This window comes from Paraburkholderia unamae (assembly GCF_003096875.1).
Classification (GTDB): Bacteria; Pseudomonadota; Gammaproteobacteria; order Burkholderiales; family Burkholderiaceae; genus Paraburkholderia; species Paraburkholderia unamae.
On the sequence record NZ_QEOB01000023.1, the window covers coordinates 60,391 to 77,126 of the forward strand.

Consider the following 16,736-nt stretch of genomic DNA (forward strand, 5'->3'; position numbering starts at 1 on the left):
TCCACATGGGGGGACATTCCGTGGCAACGTACAAGGAACTGAAAGCACAACTCGCCGAACTCGAGAGCCAGGCGGCCGCCATTCGGCAACAGGAATACGACGCGGTTCTCGCCGATATCCGCGCAAAAGTGGCTGAATTCGGATATACGGAACGGGAGATCTTTGGTAGTCGTCGCGGCAGGCCGCGACACTCGCCCGATGCGCTGCCTGCGAAGTATCGTGATCCGGCGACCGGCGCCACCTGGTCCGGCAGGGGACGCGCACCAAACTGGATCAAAGACGCGAAGAATCGCGACAAGTTCCTGATTCTCGAATAGGGTGCCTTGTCCCTTACGATCGATTGCCACAACGGCAATACCGGCAGTCATCGGACCTCGGCAAGCGATCTTTATGAAAGGGCTTGTTCTCCGGATTTATTCCAGGGAGAATTTGCGCTGACTGAAGATGTCGGGCGGCGCTCATCCTGGTCACCCGGCAGGGCGCTCGGACATTCTCGATTGGCCGCCAAAAACCAGCATCGACGCTGGCCATGTGCGATCGGATACATCGCAGCGGGCGGGGCAAAAACTTCTCGGGCAAAGGCGTCCGGAACGGCAGCTATCCGGAAGCAACCTATGTTCAGACGCATCTTTCTCGAACTCTCCCGTGTCTTCGAACCGGCGGAGCATAAGCCCGTGCTTCCTCCCGCGAGTCTGCACGAACGCATCGACCTGCCATTCGGCGCTTTTGACGACCCGAGCGTTGGCGACGAAAACGGTCTATGCCGGCGACGTGACTGTGCAGGAATGCGTCAGGCCCGTTCAGGTCGCCGTGTCTGGAGGCCGCGCGAAATGCGTCATTCAGCACGCTCGTACGGAGAACGGCCCCTGCGTCGCGCGAACGTGCCGCGAAGTTGATCCTCGATTCGCATTTCAATGCTGTACTGCGCCTGGCACCGGATGGTGCCTTCAGGCTCCTTATGCTCGCCGCCGTGAAGGCGCCCACCCGTTATTCGGCATTTATTATGCATAACGAATTATTGAGGAAAAAGCGGCCCCTCGCTGCTTGCCAGAGATAAGGGTTAGAGGGCCAACGAGGCAAGCGTCTCCACAAGCCATTTGCCTGCTTCCCAGACATCGTCGAGCACGTTCCGCGAAGCACCCGTGATATCGGCTGCGCTCGAACTGACCCGCATTGCATCCGTTGACCGCGGTCGCACCGTCCTGTAGTCAACCCCGCATTCAGTGTTAATACTGATATCGAAACCGATATTGGTATCGCTCATTTTCTCATTAGAAATTTATCGATCGTGTCCTTAAACTGCTTCGGCGGTTAATTCTTACGAATAAGCAGGCCCATTTTCCGGGAGGAGACACCCGCCGTGACAAGCACTGTCGCGAGGCCCATAGGGCAAATCCCTATGGGTCGGCCGTTTTTCACAATATTAATATATTAGAACGCATTTGGCACCGCGTAGCGGGCGCTGTTCATGGCGCTTACTGTCTTGCCGGGACGAGAGGCGGTCCGCGATCGGCAAGGAGATGCGTTGCGAATGTTTTCTCGGAGCAAGGATGTGATCGATAACATCAAGTCGAAGGAAGGCGCGTCCCCACTCATACGGTTTTCCGGTATCGGTAAAAGTTTTGGAAATGTAAGGGCCTTGTCGGAGATCGATTTCGATTTCATGGCGGGCGAATGCGTTGGCATTGCGGGCCACAATGGAGCCGGCAAATCGACGTTGATGGCAGTGCTGGCCGGCGTCTACACGCCAACCGACGGGTATATCGAAACCGGCGGCATCCGCACCCAGCACTATGACGCCGACGCCGCACGCCGCGCGGGCGTGCGCTGCGTATTTCAGGAACTCTCTCTCTGCCCGAACCTCAGCATTGCCGAGAATATGTGCGTTGTGCACCCGCGTTTGCGCGGGCGCGGCTGGCGCAAACGCGCGAGCGCGCTGATGCGCGAGAAACTCGAAGAGATCTTCCCCGGCAATGGACTGAGCGGTAGTGAACTGGTGTCCGATCTCACGCTCACGCAGCGCCAGATGGTGGAGATTGCCCGTGCGTTCACCGAAACCGATACGCTTGTGCGGCTCGTGATTCTCGATGAGCCCACTTCCAGCCTCGACGCGCACACCGCCGAACAACTGCTCGATTACGTGCGCAAGGCCAACGCGCGCGGCGTGACGTGTCTGCTTGTCACGCACATGCTCGGCGAGATCGAGCGCGTGTCGGACCGCGTGATGGTGCTGCGCGACGGCAAGCTCATACGCATTTTGCCGCGCGAGAATCTCACGCGCGACGCGATCATTCAGGCAATGGGCCAGCACGTCGAGGTGGCGCATGCGCCGCGCGAGCACGCGGTAGCGGGCGCCTCAGTCGGGGCGCAAGCGGCTGCAAGCGAGTACCGCTGGATGGTCGGGCCGCACCGGCGCACCGAAATCAATGCCGCGCGCGGTGAAGTGATCGGCTTCGGTGGCCTGGCGGGGCAGGGGCAGACCGATGCGTTGCTCGCCATTTACGATATCGCGCAGCGCACGGCACGTGACAGCGTCGCGTTCGTGGCAGGCGACCGCGCCCGCGACGGCGTGTTTCCCGTCTGGTCTATCGCACAGAATCTCGACGTGCGCTGGCTCGGTCGAGGCGGCATCGGCGCTGATGGCGCGGTCGATAGTCAGCGAAAGCGATCGGGATGGCTAATCGATTTCCGGGCGGCGCGCTCGCTCGTGGAAACGTGGCGCACGAAGATCGGCATTCGCGGCGCGTCCATGCAAGCCAATATCCTTTCGCTCTCCGGCGGCAATCAGCAGAAAGTGCTGTTCGCGCGCGCCCTCGCTTCGAACGCAGCATTGATTTTGATGGACGACCCCACACGCGGCGTGGACATCGGCACCAAGCGCGAGATCTATGCGCTCGTGCGAGCCGAAGCCGCGAAGGGCCGCACGTTCGTCTGGTACACGACCGAAAACGACGAACTTGCGTATTGCGACCGTACGTTCGTGTTCCGTTCAAGCCGCGTCACGCGCGTGCTGCACGCGAGCGAATGCACGGAGGAAGCGCTGCTTGCGGCAAGTTTCGAGGAGCAGGCCGCATGAGCACGGTTCTCACGCAAGCGCGTTTGCGCACGCTGTTGCCTGTCGTCTCGCTGGGCGCGGTGCTGGTGCCCATCCTGATCCTGCAACCGGCCACCTTCAGCTATTTCGGCTCGAATCTGCTGCTCAATCTCGCGGTGCCGCTGGTGCTCGCGACGCTCGCCCAGCTTGCGATCATCACTGTCAACGACCTTGATCTGTCGATCGGGCCGTTCGTGAGCCTCGTCGCCTGCATCGGCGCGACGATTCTCGACCAGCATCCGTGGCTCGGCGTACTCGCGCTCGCCGCTTGTGTGCTGGGTTACGCGTTGATCGGCGCGCTCATCGAGATCCGCCGCATTCCGTCGATCGTCGTCACGCTCGGTCTGTCGTTCGTCTGGAGCGGGCTTGCGATCGTGCTGCTGCCTTCGCCGGGTGGCGCGAGCCCCACATGGCTTGGCACGGCAATGAGCTTTCAGACGCCGCTGATCGCCGCGCCCATTGTGTGGTCGGTGCTCATCGCCTTGCTCGCGCATGTCTTCCTGATGCGCAGCTCGGTGGGCGTGCGCAGTCGCGCCGTGGGCGGCAATCCGCGCGCGGTAAGCCGTTTCGGCTGGTCGCTGGTCGCACGTCGCGCCATGCTCTACGCCGTGGCGGGCGTGTTCGGCGTGCTCTCGGGGCTCGCGTTGCTCGGTCTCACGACTTCCGCCGACGCCAACATCGCGCTGCGCTACACGCTGCTCTCGATCGCGGCCGTGATTCTCGGCGGCGGCGAGTTCGTGGGCGGGCGTGTTTCGGTAGTAGGCGCCGTGCTCGGCGCCATCACGCTCACGCTCGCGGCCTCGTTCCTGGCATTCTTGAATATTTCGTCTGACTGGCAGGTCGGCATGCAGGGCGCGATCCTGATCGTCGTGCTTTCCCTGCGCGTCCTGCTTCAACGCAACGGAGACCGCCAATGACGCTCCCCCGTTCCGGCGGCGTCATCGCGCCGCCTCCCGAGCCGCCGGTGCGCGGCAACCTGTTTGCGCGCGTGAAAGCGCTCGACGCGCCGTGGGCCCTCTCGTTTGCCGGCGCCGTGCTGGTGTGGGGCGCAACCGTCGGCTTCTTCGGCTTGCCGGTGGCGGCCAATGTCCTCCAGACCGCGCTCGTCTACGGCATTTTCATGGTGCTCGTCGGCCTCGGGCAGATGCTCGTGATCACGTCTGGCACCGGGAATATCGACCTCTCGGTGCCGTCGACCATCGCGCTCGCGGGCGTGATCGGCATGCATGTGATGAACGGCGCGGACTCGCGCATCGCGCTCGGCATCGTGGCCGTGATCGGCGTCGGGCTCGCGGTCGGCCTCGCCAATTACGCGCTGATCCGCCTGCTGCGCATTCCGCCCATTATCGCTACGCTCTCGTCGAGCTTCATCATCCAGTCGGTGGCGATCACGCAAGGCGCGGATTTGCCCGCGCCGCCCGCGGCGCTCGGCAACTTCGCCACCGGCCGCTTCCTGCATGTGCCGTATCTCGCCTGGCTCGCGGCTGTGCTCTCGCTGCTGCTCGCGGTGCTGATGTATCGCTGCGTGTTCGGCCGCCGGCTTTCGGCAGTTGGGCAGAATGCGCGCGCGGCCTGGCTCGCGGGCGTGAACGTGCATCGCACGCGTTGCATCGCTTACGTGCTTTCGGCGGTAATCGCTTCGCTTACGGCCGTGTGTCTCTCGGCGGTGGCGGGTGGCGCGGCGCTCGATATGGGCGTCGAGTACATGCTGATTTCGATCGCGGTGGTGGTGATCGGCGGCACGCTCGTGACAGGCGGCAAAGCCTCGATTCTCGGCGTGTGGGGCGCCTCGATGTTCCTCTTCATGATGACGTCGATCCTCAACGCCGTCGGCGCCGACGCGGGCGTGCGCTCGCTCGTCTACGGCGCGCTGATCATCGCCGTGACAGCGATAGCGGGCGGCCGCGCGCCGCGCTGAGCGCACCCGACATAAAAAAGAAGGAGACGACATGAATCAGCACGACCACGAAGTTCACGACGCGCGTTTCCGGCATCTGATCCAGCCGAACGCGCTCTTGCAGAAGATCGCGGGCGATTGCTTGTGGACCGAAGGGCCGGTGTACTTTCCCGCGAGCGACCTGCTCGTGTGGAGCGACATCCCGAACAACCGCATGCTGCGCTGGGCGCCCGGCATGGGCGTGGGCGTGTTCCGTGCGAACTCGAACTTCAGCAACGGCAATACGCGCGACGGCGAAGGGCGGCTCGTGACCTGCGAGCATGGGCGACGCTGCGTCTCGCGCACCGAGCACGACGGCAGTGTGAGCGTGCTTGTTTCGCATTACGAAGGAAAACGCCTCAATTCGCCGAACGACGTCGTGGTCGATTCGCAGGGCACGGTCTGGTTCACCGATCCCGACTACGGCATTCTCAGCGACTACGAAGGCTTTCGTGCGGACAGCGAGATTGGCGGCTGCCACGTCTACGCGCTCGCACGCGGGGAGCGCGAGGCGCGCCGCGTGGCCGACGATTTCGTGAAGCCGAACGGCCTTGCGTTCTCGCCCGACGAAACGAAGCTCTATATCGCCGATTCGGGCGCTTCGCATGTCGAAGACGGCCCGCGCCATATTCGCGTGTTCGATGTGCGCGACGGACGCCTTTCGAACGGCCGCGTGTTCGTCACGATGGCAAACGGCATTCCCGACGGTCTGCGGCTCGACGAGCACGGCAACGTCTGGACCAGCGCCGCCGACGGCGTGCACTGCTACGCACCCGACGGCACGTTGCTCGGCAAGATCCTGCTGCCGGAGGCGGTGGCCAATCTCACCTTCGGCGGATTCAACCGCAACCGGCTGTTCATCACGGCGACGACTTCGGTCTATTCGTTGCACGTGGGCGTGCGCGGGGCGGGGCGATAGCGGCGCAACGGAAGGCAACCGAAGGCAACCTAGGGCCCGTTTCCGGGCGCAAGCAACCAACACCATGCAGCAGAGACCATCAGAGGAGATGACATTTCATGCGTAGACTGAGCCAGATTGCGCTTGCCGCGACCACCCTGAGCCTTGCGCTCGCCGCGGCGAACGCAAACGCGCAGGTCGTGCAGACGAGCACGGCCACCAAGAAGATCGCGCTGTCGAACAACTACGCGGGCAACGCCTGGCGTCAGACGATGCTCAAGGACTGGCAGGCGGTGACGGGCGAGGCGGTGGCGCAAAAGCGCGTCGCGGCCGCGCCCACCTTCACGACCGCTGAGAACCAGGTGACCGAGCAGGCCCAGCAGATCCAGAACCTGATCCTGCAAGGCTATAACGCGATCGTCGTCGATGCGGCTTCGCCGACTGCACTCAACGGCGTCATCAAACAGGCCTGCGCGGCGGGCATCGTCGTGGTGTCGTACGACGGCACCGTTACGGAGCCGTGCGCGTACCGCGTGTCGTTCGACTTTCACGCGTGGGGCGAGGACCAGGTCGACTATCTGGCCAAGCGCCTGAACGGCAAGGGCAATCTGCTCGAAGTGCGTGGACTCGCGGGCGTTTCCGTCGACGAGGCGATTCATCAAGGCGTAGTGGACGGCCTGAAAAAATACCCCGGCCTGAAAGTGGTGGCGAGCGTGAACGGCAACTGGACGCAGACGGTCGCGCAAAAGGCCGTGGCGGGCGTGTTGCCGACCTTGCCGAAGATCGACGGCGTGACGACCCAGGGCGACGACGGCTTTGGCACCGCGCAGGCGTTCAAGGCGGCCGGCCGCCCGACGCCGATCATCGTGCTCGGCAACCGCTACGACGAGCTCAACTGGTGGAAGAACCAGGCGGGCGCGGGCTACGAAACGACGTCTGTGTCGAATCCGCCGGGAGCGGTGACGGCGGCGTTCTGGGTGGCGCAGCAGGCGCTTGCGGGCAAGAAGATGCCGAAGGACATTCAGGTGCCGCTCGTGACCGTGACGCACGGCGATCTCGATGCGCAACTCGCGAAGCTCAAGCCGGGCGGCGTGAGCGACAAGCTCTATAACGCGGAAGAGACAGTGGCGGTCGTCGACAAGAAGTAGTGCGAACGAGTGCCGCCGCGCGAACGCGGCGGCGCTCGAATTACGCTTCAGGTGATCGCGCCGATCTGCCAGGGCACGAACTCATTCTGGCCGTAGCCGTGCAATTCGCTGCGCGTGCGCGCACCCGACGCGGTGTCGAGCATCATGCGGAACAGCGTCTCGCCGAGCGCTTCGATGTCGTCGTCACCATCCATGACGCCGCCACAGTTGAGGTCCATGTCGTCGGACTGGCGACGCCACAGCGCGCTGTTGGTCGCGAGCTTGAGCGAGGGCGAGGGCGCGCAGCCATACGCCGAACCCCGGCCCGTGGTGAAACAGATGAGGTTCGCGCCGCCCGCCACCTGGCCCGTTGCGGAGATCGGGTCGTAGCCGGGCGTGTCCATGAACACGAGGCCCTTCGCGATTACCGGCTGCGCGTATTCGTACACTTCGACGAGATTGGTGCTGCCCGCTTTTGCAATGCCGCCGAGCGATTTTTCGAGCACCGTCGTGAGGCCGCCCGCCTTGTTGCCCGCCGAGGGGTTGTTGTTCATCGCCGCGTTGTGGCGCGCGCAATAATCCTCCCACCAGCGGATACGCGCCACGAGCTTCTCGCCGACTTCGCGCGTGAGCGCGCGGCGCGTGAGCAAATGTTCGGCGCCGTAGATTTCCGGCGTTTCCGAGAGGATGGCGGTGCCGCCGTGACGCACGAGGCGGTCCACGGCCGCGCCCAGCACCGGATTCGCGGTAATGCCGGAATAGCCGTCCGAGCCGCCGCATTGCAGGCCCACGCTCAGGTGGCTCGCGCTCACGCGTTGGCGGCGCACGGTGTTGGCGTCGGCGAGCATCGACTGCACGATCTCGATGCCTTTGGCAACGGTCTTTGCGGTGCCACCCGAGTCCTGGATCGTGAAGGTGCGCAGCCGCGCGTGCTCCTTGAGTCCTTGCGTTTCGAGCAGGCGCGGGATCTGGTTTGTCTCGCAGCCCAGCCCGATCACGAGCACGCCGGCAAAGTTCGCATGGCACGCGTAGCCGCCGAGCGTGCGTTGCAGGAGCGCAAGCGCCTCGCCTTCGGTATCGACCGCGCAGCCCGCACCGTGTGTGAGCGCAACGACGCCGTCCACGTTCGGATAACCGGCGAGCGCCTCGGGGTGGATGTCGCGGCGAAAGTGATCGGCGACGGCGCGCGCCACGGTCGCCGAGCAGTTCACAGAAGTCAGGATGCCGATGTAATTGCGCGTGGCGACGCGGCCGTCCTCGCGCACGATGCCTTCGAAGGTCGCACGCTGGTCGTCGGGAACGAAGGCTGTCGTGTGCGCGCCCTGACCGAATGCATAGTCGCGTGCGAACTCTCCCATGTCCAGGTTATGCATGTGCACATGTTCGCCCGGCGCGATGGCCTGTCTTGCGAAGCCGATGATCTGCCCGTAGCGATGCACGGGCTCGCCCGCCGCAATGGCGCGCGTGGCCATCTTGTGGCCGGGCGGAATCAGGCCGCTTGCGACAACGCCTTCGCCCTCGATGGGCATACCGCCGATCAACTGCTCGATCGCGATGACGACGTCGTCGGCGGGATGCAGACGGATGACGCGTGCAGGAGAGATGGATTGCATGGTCGACAGGAAGAAGTGGGCGTTGTCGTTCAGTCACGAGCGCACGAGGGGTCCTGCGCGCACAGAATCTCGTAGGCTGTAAATTGATACGGTAATATATTAGTTGGCAAATTATAGAAAAACCTGGGCGGGAGAACAACGCAAACCTGGCCGGATCGAGGGAAAACCCCGACTGGAGCGGCAGGCAGGGCCGCAACGATGGGGACACCCATATACTGACGGCTGCGCTTCGCCCCGGATGCCGGAGCACGCCGTAACCAATCGACTTATGACTGAGAACCGTAATGAGCCGGCGGCGTTCGTCGCCCGGCTGCTGCCCGCCGATTTCACACTCGATCGCGCGAATGCGCTTTCCGCGCAGCTTTATCAATTGCTGCGCGAGGCGATCGTGACCATGACGCTGCAACCCGACGACGTCATCTTCGAGCGCGCGCTTGCCGATGCGCTCGGCATCTCGCGCACGCCGGTGCGCGAGGCGCTGCTGCAACTGTCGCGCGAGGAACTCGTGCGCATCGCCGCGCAGTCGGGCACTTTCGTCGCGCCGGTGAAGCGCGAGCAGTTCGCCGAGAGCGCGCTGATCCGCAAGGTGCTCGAAACCGCGAGCATTCGCCGCGCGGCCGAGATCATCACCACGCGCGAGCTGGAGCAGTTGCACGACATCCAGGAGGCGCACCGCCGCGCGATCGAACGCAACAACCCGGTTGCGGCCATCAGTTGCGACAACGCGTTTCATGCCACCGTTTGTGCCGCCGCGCGACTGCCGCGCGTGCAGCAGCTCGTGGAGCTTGCGCGCGCACCGATCGACCGCGTACGCCATATCACGGTGCGCGATCCGGTTGTCGCGGACGTCACGCTCAAGCAGCATCAAAAGGTGCTTGAGGCGCTCGAGCAGCACGACCCGGACGCCGCCGAACGCGCGCTATGCGATCACCTCGACGATGCGTTCGAGCGTCAGCAGGCCGCTTATGACGCGAACATCGGCCTGTTTCAGGGCCGCTGAAGGCGGCAATCGCGCGGCAACCGCGCGACACTGCGCCGCGCATATTGCCGGTATGCGTCGCTCAGTGCGCACTAGAATTCAAGAAGCGGCACGAACGATCCGAACCACACAATCATCGTTCGCCGTATCTCCCGACTACCTGGTTCTACGTATCGAGACGGCTCACGAGGCGGTCTCGCACGCGCAGGGCGTCCTTTTACCCAAAGGAGCTTAAAGTGAAAACGACCGGTCAACTTCAGTCCGCCGTCAACGAAACGCGCTTTCTCGGCGTATTAGGCGGCCTCGGCCCCATGGCGGGCGCATCGTTCCTCGAACGCTTGACAGCACTCACGCGAGCGCCGCGCGATCAGGACCACATCCCGACTATCCTGTGGAGCGATCCGCGCGTGCCCGATCGCACCGACGCCAAGCTGCATGGCGGCGCGAACCCGTTGCCGCTGCTGCTCAACGGCATCGAACATCTGGAGAAGGCGGGCGCGAGCGCCATCGCCATTCCGTGCAACAGCGCGCATCTGTGGTACGACGAGCTGCTTCAGCACACCGACCTGCCCATTCTCAATATCATCGACGCGACTGTCGACGACCTGCACAACCACGGCGTGTGGCGCGGCAAGATCGGCTTGATGGGCACGGCCGCCACGCTCAAGTTCGGCATGTACCAGAAGGTGCTCGAAGCGCGCGGCTTCACGCCGGTCGTCCCGACGGAAGAGGAGATCGATGAGTACTGCATGAAAGCGATCCGGCTGGTGAAGGCCAACCGTCTCGACGAAGCTTTCGCACCCGCTGCCGAAGGCGCGCGCTTGCTCAAGGAGCGCGGCGCAACCGCGATCGTGCTGGGCTGTACCGAACTGCCGCTCGCTATTCCCCACCATCGGCGGCCCGAGCTGCCCATGTCGTTCGTTGATTCGATCGACGGACTCGCGGTGGCCGCGATTCACTGGTTTTATGGAACGGGTTTGCCAGTGATGAGCGAGGCTGCTTGACGCCTTGTTATTGACTCGGCGCGCTTGAGCGAATTCGAGGCGCGAGCCTGCGAGCTGCTCGCGAAGATGCGCGCCGTGGCGAATCGCAGCACTTTTTTATTCGATTTTTTTCTTTCTTTTTTCCGGGAAATTGCCGGGCTCGATTGAATTCGATTCTCCGCATGTCGACAGACCGGACATGGTCGAATATCGGAAAATATTGTCGAACCAGACGATACATTACATGCGTTCGTTGCGGAGATTCTGCGGCGCAATGAAATAATCGGAATCTCGATGGCGGGCGCAGTCGTTCATTTGGACGTTGCGTTTGTTCGCGTAGCGATGCGCATCTGTTGTGCCGGACCTATGTCGTCCACAAGCCTTGCAGTAGGGTGCAGCCCTGGTTTGCCCGGCAGTGTTGTCCATGAGCACACGGGCTGCATCGATATCGACGCCGCAAATGAAAATCGTGGGCGAATCTCGTCGGTTTTGCGGAGTGGAATGAATCTTTTTCAGCGCTGAAAGGCGCGGACACAGGAATATCGGCGTGGGCTGTCATGGACAGCCCAATGCTCAATCCTGCCCAAGGCGCGGTACGCGCGTTGCTGCAATTGATAGCGACTATGTGCGGCTCACCCTTGACATGCAAAATGGGAGGTACCAGTGTGCTATCGGCACTAAACGAAAAAAGTTTAGGGTTTTTGCTAGACCCCCAGGACATTTCCCAGGAATTGTTAAATCCGACACTTTTTGCACGCGACATCGCGTAGACTCGCTAATATTCAATTTCGCACGTTCTTTCCGGAACGGCGTTGTCAAGCGGGTCCGTGTGGCGGTATCGATAAAACACCGTTTCACGTTACACCTGCGGGTGCCAATGACCTATGAAAATTGCAATCCTCGAATCCGACGTCGACAAATTAGACAAAACCCTCGAAACGCTTTCTGCCTCGGGGCATTTGTGCTTCGGCGTGAGGAGCGATGAGGGCGTGCGGCGGGTGCTCGATGACGTGTCGGTCGATCTGTTTCTCATCGACTGGACAGATCCCGACGGCGTGCGCTATGACACGCTCACCCACCTCTCGCAGTGCGCGCCAGGTGTGCCCGTCGTGTTGTGTGTTGCACCGCACACGCCCGACTCCGTGGTCAATTCCGGCATCAAGTGTGGTGCGAGCCTGGCGCTCGAAAAGCCGTTGCGCGGCATCGACTCGCTCAACAGCCTGCACACCTTGAGCCGCGACGGTTTCGCGTCCGTATTCGCCGCCGGCACTCACGTCATGTGAGCGAAAGGCGCTGGGTGATGGCGCGCGGGCTGTCGCAACGCGCCCGCGCCGCGCCGCCCGAACGCCTTCCGCGATGCGGTCGCGCGTCGGCTGTTGTCTCAGCCGGCATTGCCGACTTCCCTTGGATGACCGCATCCATGCGCCCGCTGACCTTGCGGGCGGCGCCGAGCGCATTCTGGCGGCTGGCGTAATCTTTCTCTCCACCTGGGCGGCATCTCTCCCGATCGTCATCTACAGCGCCGTTCGCAGCTTCGTGCCCGAACGCCTGTCACTGCCGTAGCAGCGGATTGGCGCGTGCAAGCGGCCTTGCCATTGAACGATGACCACAGCAACCGCACTCGCTGGCGCCCGCCAGGTGTGGCTCTGGATATTCGTGATATTGGATATTTCTCCACCGAGTTTATGCATTCAGAATGCATATTTTTGGGCACGGATTTCTGATACGTGCTAACCCATTGGGAAACAGAAGTTGTCTACCGATCGAGAGCCGCTTTCGGTGATGCAAATGCCGGCAATGCGATTTTTCGAGGGAATTAGCCGTGACTTTTCTATTGATCGTTGAATGACATTTTTCAACGATCACTTCACTCCACGGTCACATTGCGGGCTCCGGTCAATTCTCGCATTTGTGGCGTTCCGACACGTTGACAGTTGGCTAGACCACATTTCTCAGAAGATATTGAGAAATAGTGGCGAATCGTATATTTATTGCTTATGATCTCGTCTCGGTTCGAAATAGATCGATAAATAATTTCGAAAATTTGAGCAGTGCGGTCAACATGCGGCGATTGCTGCCAGTCACCTCACGAACGTGTGGTGTTTTCTGCTGTGACATTGGCTTGGATTACCAATTCGACTTAACGCAAGCTAATGCGACTATTGAATAGCGGGGGGTACTGATGGAGTGCGGAGGTGGCGGTCAACGAAATCGCGTCGCGGAGTGTTGCGCCTTGCCTGACCCGGATGCGGTCAGGCCTATTGGGGTTCTCCTCTGCGGTGGATTCTCGCTTTCCGAACTGGCCACCGTACTCGAGCTATTTCAGTCGGCCAATGCACTGTCGCAGTTGGACTATGCCGACGATGGACGTACCGGTTATGAGGTTTCCCTGCTGTCGCTGGCCGGCGGGCGTGTCGAAAGCTCGTCCTCGGTGTCCGTGTGGACGAACAGCGTCGAGGATCGACGCTATGCGGGCGGATTTCACACCTTGTTCGTCGCCGGCGGGCTTGTGCCGCGACACCTGCTTTACGATGAGCGCCTGCTTCATTGGCTGCGCCTCGAAGGCTTGCGCTGTGAGGTCGTGATCCCGATCGGGGAAGGCGAGGCATTGCTCGACGCGGCGGGCATCGAACGCTCAGCCAGCCGGCTGGATTGCGCGATGCAGGCCAGCACAGGCCAGGACCGCATTACCGCAACCGACTTCGCGGACATGGCCACGGGCCCGTTGCGAGAGGCGCTCGCGCTCATCGAGCGAGACCTCGGAAGCGCGCTTGCGCGCGAAGTGGCGGGCCACGCCATGCCGCGCCGACAACGAAACGGCTTCACCGCGGCGATCCGCACGACGCTCTCCGGCGGCGTGAGCGAGCGCATCCAGGCATCCGCAAACTGGCTGGAAGCGAATGGCGATCGCCCGGTGACGATTGACGACGCAGCGCAGATCGCCGCCATGAGTGAACGCAATTTTCTGCGCCGCTTCAAGATCGAAATGGGCGTCACGCCCTCGGATTACCTGCTCCATGTGCGCATCGACATGAGTTGCCGCCTGCTGGTCGAAACCGATCTACCCGTGGACAAGATCGCGCGGCGCTGCGGGCTGGGCAGCGGTGGCCGGTTGGCGAAACTGTTTCGCAAACACCTTTGCGCGACACCTACGGAATATCGCGCCCGGCGCCGTCACACCAACGACTAATATCGCCTCGGCGCCATTGCGCGGCCGGTAGAGCGCCGCAACAGGAATGCCGGATTCGCTGGTTCCTCGCGCCATGTAACCCGAACGCGAGACGCTCGCATGAGGCAGAAGGGATCGATACACCCGGCGGTGTCTGCAATGTGGCGGAAATTACGTATACATTGACGTACTCGCCTGGATGGATTTCGCATATCTTATGCGTCGTGGTTGGGATCGGGAGCCTGTCTTGTGAGTCCCCCGGCAACGTTTCATCAAGCGCTGCCGTGTGATTTCCGGTGAAAGACGCCAGTGGTTCGGTTCAGCTGATCCGTCCCGGATTATTCCGGGACAGTGCATCGCACCAGGATGGCCCCTTTCGACAACCCACGAGTTGCACCGGCTATCGACTTCCACTATGAAAATTGCAATCCTTGAGCCAGACGTTGGCGAGCTTGACCGTACGCTTGAAATACTTTCTTCCGCAGGCCACCTTTGTTTTGGAACGAGGAGTGACGAAGGACTGCGGCGTTTGCTCGAAGACGTATCCATCGATCTGTTTCTGCTGGATTGGAGTGAGCCCGACCGCGGACGCTATGAGACGCTGCGATACCTTGCTCGTCGCGAATTCGTGGGGCCGATCGTACTGTTCACGTCGCCGCAAACAGCATGTGGCGTGATCAATTCAGGCCTGGAGTGCGGAGCGGACGTTCACGTGACCAAGCCGCTCTCCGAGGGGGAATCCCTCGCGCCTTTGCACGCGCTTGGCAACGGTCCGTACTACGCGGCACGTACGGCAATCAGCCAGATGATGTGATCCCTCGCCGCATCACCGCGCATTGGCCTCGAACATAGCCGTGGTGGTTATTGAAGGTTGCTTACCTGAAGATCACCGGCCCATGTCGGCGAGTCCAGGTCGAACTCCAGCCACGCGCTACCGGCCGATGCAAACACGCCGTCTCTGATCCCCTGTCCAATCGCGGTTCTCACGAGTGCTTCGGTCGACAGCCGGCGGCTCTTCGCCACTTTGACCCTCGGTATCTCGAAGGCGACTACCATCTCCTGTGCGTCCATGCGAGAAAGCAAAACGTAGAGATCTCGCGAAAAGTGAGCCATATAAAGCGAATCGTCGGATTCAACTTCGGGAAGACGGAAGCAAAAAAAGGAATCGTTGTCTGAAATTTCCATGGTGTTGGGTCGCCCCGATGTAGCGCAACTTTCGGGTGAGCAGGTTGATCAGTCATCCTCTATTTCCGGCGACTTTCAATAGCGTGTCGCTTTGAAACACGCGAAGGCGCTGCGCGGAATCTGGCGCAAGTAAAGCGCCGCTCGCGTGTTTCCAGTACAGCATCGCTGACGTTAAACGTGAAGCGCGGCTTGAACCGACAAGAGCGTCCTTTTAATCAACTTCTTGTCTTCTACGTCGAGCGCGCTTGCGTGGCCGCGCAACAACTCAGTCATCGAGCCGCCAAGTTGCCGAATATCCAGGTCTGTTGGCTTGGGGATCGGCCAGACGTGCATTAGATACGCAAGCGGGATCACATTGCGCCTGGCACACCAGCGCTCGAAGAGCGCCGCGCAAGCGACTTCGACAGCGCTGAATCTATCGGACTGCGAATCGCCCGCACATTCCGGGCGTGCATCCATACTCGCGCGCGGGGCCGGGTCGACGATGGCCGCGAAATCGATTGTATGGCCCATTCCCGGAGAGCATGTAGTCATGGATGAGTGAAAGAGTATTGAAACGGCGTGAACGTGTCACCGCTCGACAATCAGTAAGATCTTTGCTTGCCTACGCTTGCGTTCTCGTTTGAATTGTATGTGAGCGCAGCGTCGAACATGGATCAGATCTCTTGCGATGCTGGAATTGACCAACGTTTGGCGGCGATCGTCGTCCGATCAACCAATTGCATAGCTTGTTTAGAAACCACGGTTCGCGGAGTATTGACCTGTGGCGGCACATGGTCGGAACGGTTTCGGGACGAGGTCTCTCTGGAGATCCCGGTCAACATGGTCATAAATCACGATATTTTCGGTAATTACTTAATTCGCGAATCGAAAATTTCGATTCGATTTTCTTTAAAATCAGCTAATTAAATTAGAAGATATTTACGTGATTCTTCATCATGCTTGATGATTCCGATCAATGTCGGATGGGAGAACTTTTCGGAAAACGACAATCGATTGATACCTTATGAATTGGCAGTCGGTCCCCGCCTAAAAGTACTCGGCAACATTGAAATCGACGCAGTTGCGCTGCTTCCTGTCAATGATGGGCGATGCGGCAACACCCCAATCGATGTTGAGATCCGCGTCATCCCAGCAAATTGTGCGTTCGGAATCGGCCAGGCGCGGCGACGACGCCTTTGAGAGTACCTCCGCGACCTCTGATCGAACAATGTACCCGTGCGCGAATCCAGGCGGTACCCAGAGCTGGCGACAGTTCGATGCGGAGAGAGGCTCGCCAGTCCATCGCCCAAAGGTGATCGACATACGACGCAGATCGAGCGCCACGGCGAATACTTCTCCAGACAGCACTCTCAAAACGATCCCGCGCGGATTTTGAACCTGGTAGGTCAGGCCGACCAACGCATTGCGCGGGCAAACCGCCTGCTCGTCATGGGTGAACAGGTAGCCTCGGGAGACGTTCGCATTGAACCAGTCCTGATCAAAGCTCCTGAAAAACGCGCCCGTTGATCGAGCTTCGATCTGCGGCTCAAATACTTTAACGTCACGAAGAGCGGTATTCCCAAGGCGAAAGGACATTCTTTTTCTCTGTGTGTTCCGGGTGCTTTTTGCGACTCTTAACTTATCCAATTTCTCCCCGACTATGTCACGAACTCCGACGACTTACCTGTTTCATACCGGACAAAACATTATCCGCTTCCGCCAAAGCGATTCAATTGCGTCAATGACGTTACAAAATTCGCTATCCCGGGA

The 16,736-nt window shown here is 61.0% G+C and carries 18 protein-coding genes; 14 read left to right on the forward strand and 4 right to left on the reverse strand.

Annotation, left to right across the window (positions count from 1 at the left end):
* The first annotated feature begins 20 nt into the window (after positions 1 to 20).
* The 6 genes from C7402_RS36035 (at position 21) to C7402_RS36065 (ending at position 7,076) form a co-directional block, all read left to right on the forward strand.
* A complete protein-coding gene (locus C7402_RS36035) occupies positions 21 to 317 on the forward strand; it encodes an H-NS histone family protein (RefSeq protein ID WP_112175456.1) in 297 nt (98 codons plus the stop codon).
* A 1,238-nt stretch (positions 318 to 1,555) separates the two neighbouring features.
* Positions 1,556 to 3,076, forward strand: coding sequence for an ATP-binding cassette domain-containing protein (locus C7402_RS36045; protein WP_372460528.1), 1,521 nt, complete (start codon positions 1,556 to 1,558; stop codon positions 3,074 to 3,076).
* Positions 3,073 to 4,011: an ABC transporter permease gene (locus tag C7402_RS36050; RefSeq protein WP_116613976.1), complete on the forward strand. Its 939-nt coding sequence runs from the start codon at positions 3,073 to 3,075 to the stop codon at positions 4,009 to 4,011. The genes C7402_RS36045 and C7402_RS36050 overlap by 4 nt, the downstream gene beginning before the upstream one ends.
* Positions 4,008 to 5,012 carry an ABC transporter permease gene (locus C7402_RS36055; protein ID WP_116613977.1) on the forward strand — a complete coding sequence of 335 codons (1,005 nt, stop codon included), beginning with the start codon at positions 4,008 to 4,010 and terminating at the stop codon, positions 5,010 to 5,012. Before C7402_RS36050 ends, C7402_RS36055 begins: the two co-directional genes overlap by 4 nt.
* Positions 5,013 to 5,043: 31 nt before the next feature.
* Positions 5,044 to 5,949 (forward strand): SMP-30/gluconolactonase/LRE family protein, encoded by a 906-nt coding sequence (locus C7402_RS36060; protein WP_116613978.1) that lies wholly within the window; start codon positions 5,044 to 5,046, stop codon positions 5,947 to 5,949.
* Positions 5,950 to 6,047: 98 nt separating this feature from the next.
* Positions 6,048 to 7,076 (forward strand): ABC transporter substrate-binding protein, encoded by a 1,029-nt coding sequence (locus tag C7402_RS36065; RefSeq protein WP_116613979.1) that lies wholly within the window; start codon positions 6,048 to 6,050, stop codon positions 7,074 to 7,076.
* A 47-nt stretch (positions 7,077 to 7,123) separates the two neighbouring features.
* Here C7402_RS36065 and C7402_RS36070 read toward each other — a convergent pair whose 3' ends face one another.
* A complete protein-coding gene (locus tag C7402_RS36070; RefSeq protein ID WP_116613980.1) occupies positions 7,124 to 8,668 on the reverse strand; it encodes a UxaA family hydrolase in 1,545 nt (514 codons plus the stop codon).
* A 268-nt stretch (positions 8,669 to 8,936) separates the two neighbouring features.
* On the opposite strand from C7402_RS36070, the gene C7402_RS36075 reads away from it, so the two are divergent.
* From C7402_RS36075 to C7402_RS36095, 7 genes are all read left to right on the forward strand, one after another.
* A complete protein-coding gene (locus tag C7402_RS36075) occupies positions 8,937 to 9,668 on the forward strand; it encodes a GntR family transcriptional regulator (RefSeq protein ID WP_116613981.1) in 732 nt (243 codons plus the stop codon).
* Positions 9,669 to 9,883: 215 nt separating this feature from the next.
* Entirely contained in the window at positions 9,884 to 10,651 is a 768-nt protein-coding gene (gene cuyB / locus C7402_RS36080; protein WP_224044891.1) for a cysteate racemase, read from the forward strand.
* Between the two features lie 24 nt (positions 10,652 to 10,675).
* A complete protein-coding gene (locus C7402_RS48065; protein WP_279635591.1) occupies positions 10,676 to 10,798 on the forward strand; it encodes a hypothetical protein in 123 nt (40 codons plus the stop codon).
* 716 nt (positions 10,799 to 11,514) lie between these two features.
* Positions 11,515 to 11,913, forward strand: a complete 399-nt coding sequence (locus C7402_RS36085) for a DNA-binding transcriptional response regulator (RefSeq protein WP_112175440.1) — start codon at positions 11,515 to 11,517, stop codon at positions 11,911 to 11,913.
* Positions 11,914 to 12,034: 121 nt separating this feature from the next.
* Complete coding sequence (locus C7402_RS47210) at positions 12,035 to 12,193, forward strand: hypothetical protein (RefSeq protein WP_165842077.1); 159 nt, start codon at positions 12,035 to 12,037, stop codon at positions 12,191 to 12,193.
* A 670-nt stretch (positions 12,194 to 12,863) separates the two neighbouring features.
* Positions 12,864 to 13,820 (forward strand): GlxA family transcriptional regulator, encoded by a 957-nt coding sequence (locus C7402_RS36090; RefSeq protein WP_224044893.1) that lies wholly within the window; start codon positions 12,864 to 12,866, stop codon positions 13,818 to 13,820.
* Positions 13,821 to 14,214: 394 nt separating this feature from the next.
* Positions 14,215 to 14,613 carry a response regulator transcription factor gene (locus C7402_RS36095; protein WP_116613983.1) on the forward strand — a complete coding sequence of 133 codons (399 nt, stop codon included), beginning with the start codon at positions 14,215 to 14,217 and terminating at the stop codon, positions 14,611 to 14,613.
* 47 nt (positions 14,614 to 14,660) lie between these two features.
* On the opposite strand, the gene C7402_RS36100 is transcribed toward C7402_RS36095, so the two are convergent.
* Both C7402_RS36100 and C7402_RS36105 read right to left on the reverse strand, forming a co-directional pair.
* Positions 14,661 to 14,984 (reverse strand): hypothetical protein, encoded by a 324-nt coding sequence (locus C7402_RS36100; RefSeq protein ID WP_116613984.1) that lies wholly within the window; start codon positions 14,982 to 14,984, stop codon positions 14,661 to 14,663.
* A gap of 171 nt (positions 14,985 to 15,155) precedes the next feature.
* Positions 15,156 to 15,497, reverse strand: coding sequence for a hypothetical protein (locus tag C7402_RS36105; protein WP_116613985.1), 342 nt, complete (start codon positions 15,495 to 15,497; stop codon positions 15,156 to 15,158).
* 138 nt (positions 15,498 to 15,635) lie between these two features.
* On the opposite strand from C7402_RS36105, the gene C7402_RS46545 reads away from it, so the two are divergent.
* Entirely contained in the window at positions 15,636 to 15,893 is a 258-nt protein-coding gene (locus tag C7402_RS46545) for a hypothetical protein (RefSeq protein WP_133254619.1), read from the forward strand.
* A 120-nt stretch (positions 15,894 to 16,013) separates the two neighbouring features.
* Here C7402_RS46545 and C7402_RS36110 read toward each other — a convergent pair whose 3' ends face one another.
* Complete coding sequence (locus C7402_RS36110) at positions 16,014 to 16,562, reverse strand: dTDP-4-dehydrorhamnose 3,5-epimerase family protein (protein ID WP_112175430.1); 549 nt, start codon at positions 16,560 to 16,562, stop codon at positions 16,014 to 16,016.
* Positions 16,563 to 16,736: the final 174 nt, after the last annotated feature.

What these genes read in the sequence shown, in the direction of transcription:
- C7402_RS36050 (WP_116613976.1), top strand. Translation starts at nt 3,073, where the DNA reads ATGAGCACGGTTCTCACGCAAGCGCGTTTGCGCACGCTGTTGCCTGTC.
- C7402_RS36055 (WP_116613977.1), top strand. Translation starts at nt 4,008, where the DNA reads ATGACGCTCCCCCGTTCCGGCGGCGTCATCGCGCCGCCTCCCGAGCCG.
- C7402_RS36060 (WP_116613978.1), top strand. Translation starts at nt 5,044, where the DNA reads ATGAATCAGCACGACCACGAAGTTCACGACGCGCGTTTCCGGCATCTG.
- C7402_RS36065 (WP_116613979.1), top strand. Translation starts at nt 6,048, where the DNA reads ATGCGTAGACTGAGCCAGATTGCGCTTGCCGCGACCACCCTGAGCCTT.
- C7402_RS36070 (WP_116613980.1), bottom strand. Translation starts at nt 8,668, where the DNA reads ATGCAATCCATCTCTCCTGCACGCGTCATCCGTCTGCATCCCGCCGAC.
- C7402_RS36075 (WP_116613981.1), top strand. Translation starts at nt 8,937, where the DNA reads ATGACTGAGAACCGTAATGAGCCGGCGGCGTTCGTCGCCCGGCTGCTG.
- C7402_RS36085 (WP_112175440.1), top strand. Translation starts at nt 11,515, where the DNA reads ATGAAAATTGCAATCCTCGAATCCGACGTCGACAAATTAGACAAAACC.
- C7402_RS36095 (WP_116613983.1), top strand. Translation starts at nt 14,215, where the DNA reads ATGAAAATTGCAATCCTTGAGCCAGACGTTGGCGAGCTTGACCGTACG.
- C7402_RS36100 (WP_116613984.1), bottom strand. Translation starts at nt 14,984, where the DNA reads ATGGAAATTTCAGACAACGATTCCTTTTTTTGCTTCCGTCTTCCCGAA.
- C7402_RS36105 (WP_116613985.1), bottom strand. Translation starts at nt 15,497, where the DNA reads ATGGGCCATACAATCGATTTCGCGGCCATCGTCGACCCGGCCCCGCGC.
- C7402_RS46545 (WP_133254619.1), top strand. Translation starts at nt 15,636, where the DNA reads ATGGATCAGATCTCTTGCGATGCTGGAATTGACCAACGTTTGGCGGCG.
- C7402_RS36110 (WP_112175430.1), bottom strand. Translation starts at nt 16,562, where the DNA reads ATGTCCTTTCGCCTTGGGAATACCGCTCTTCGTGACGTTAAAGTATTT.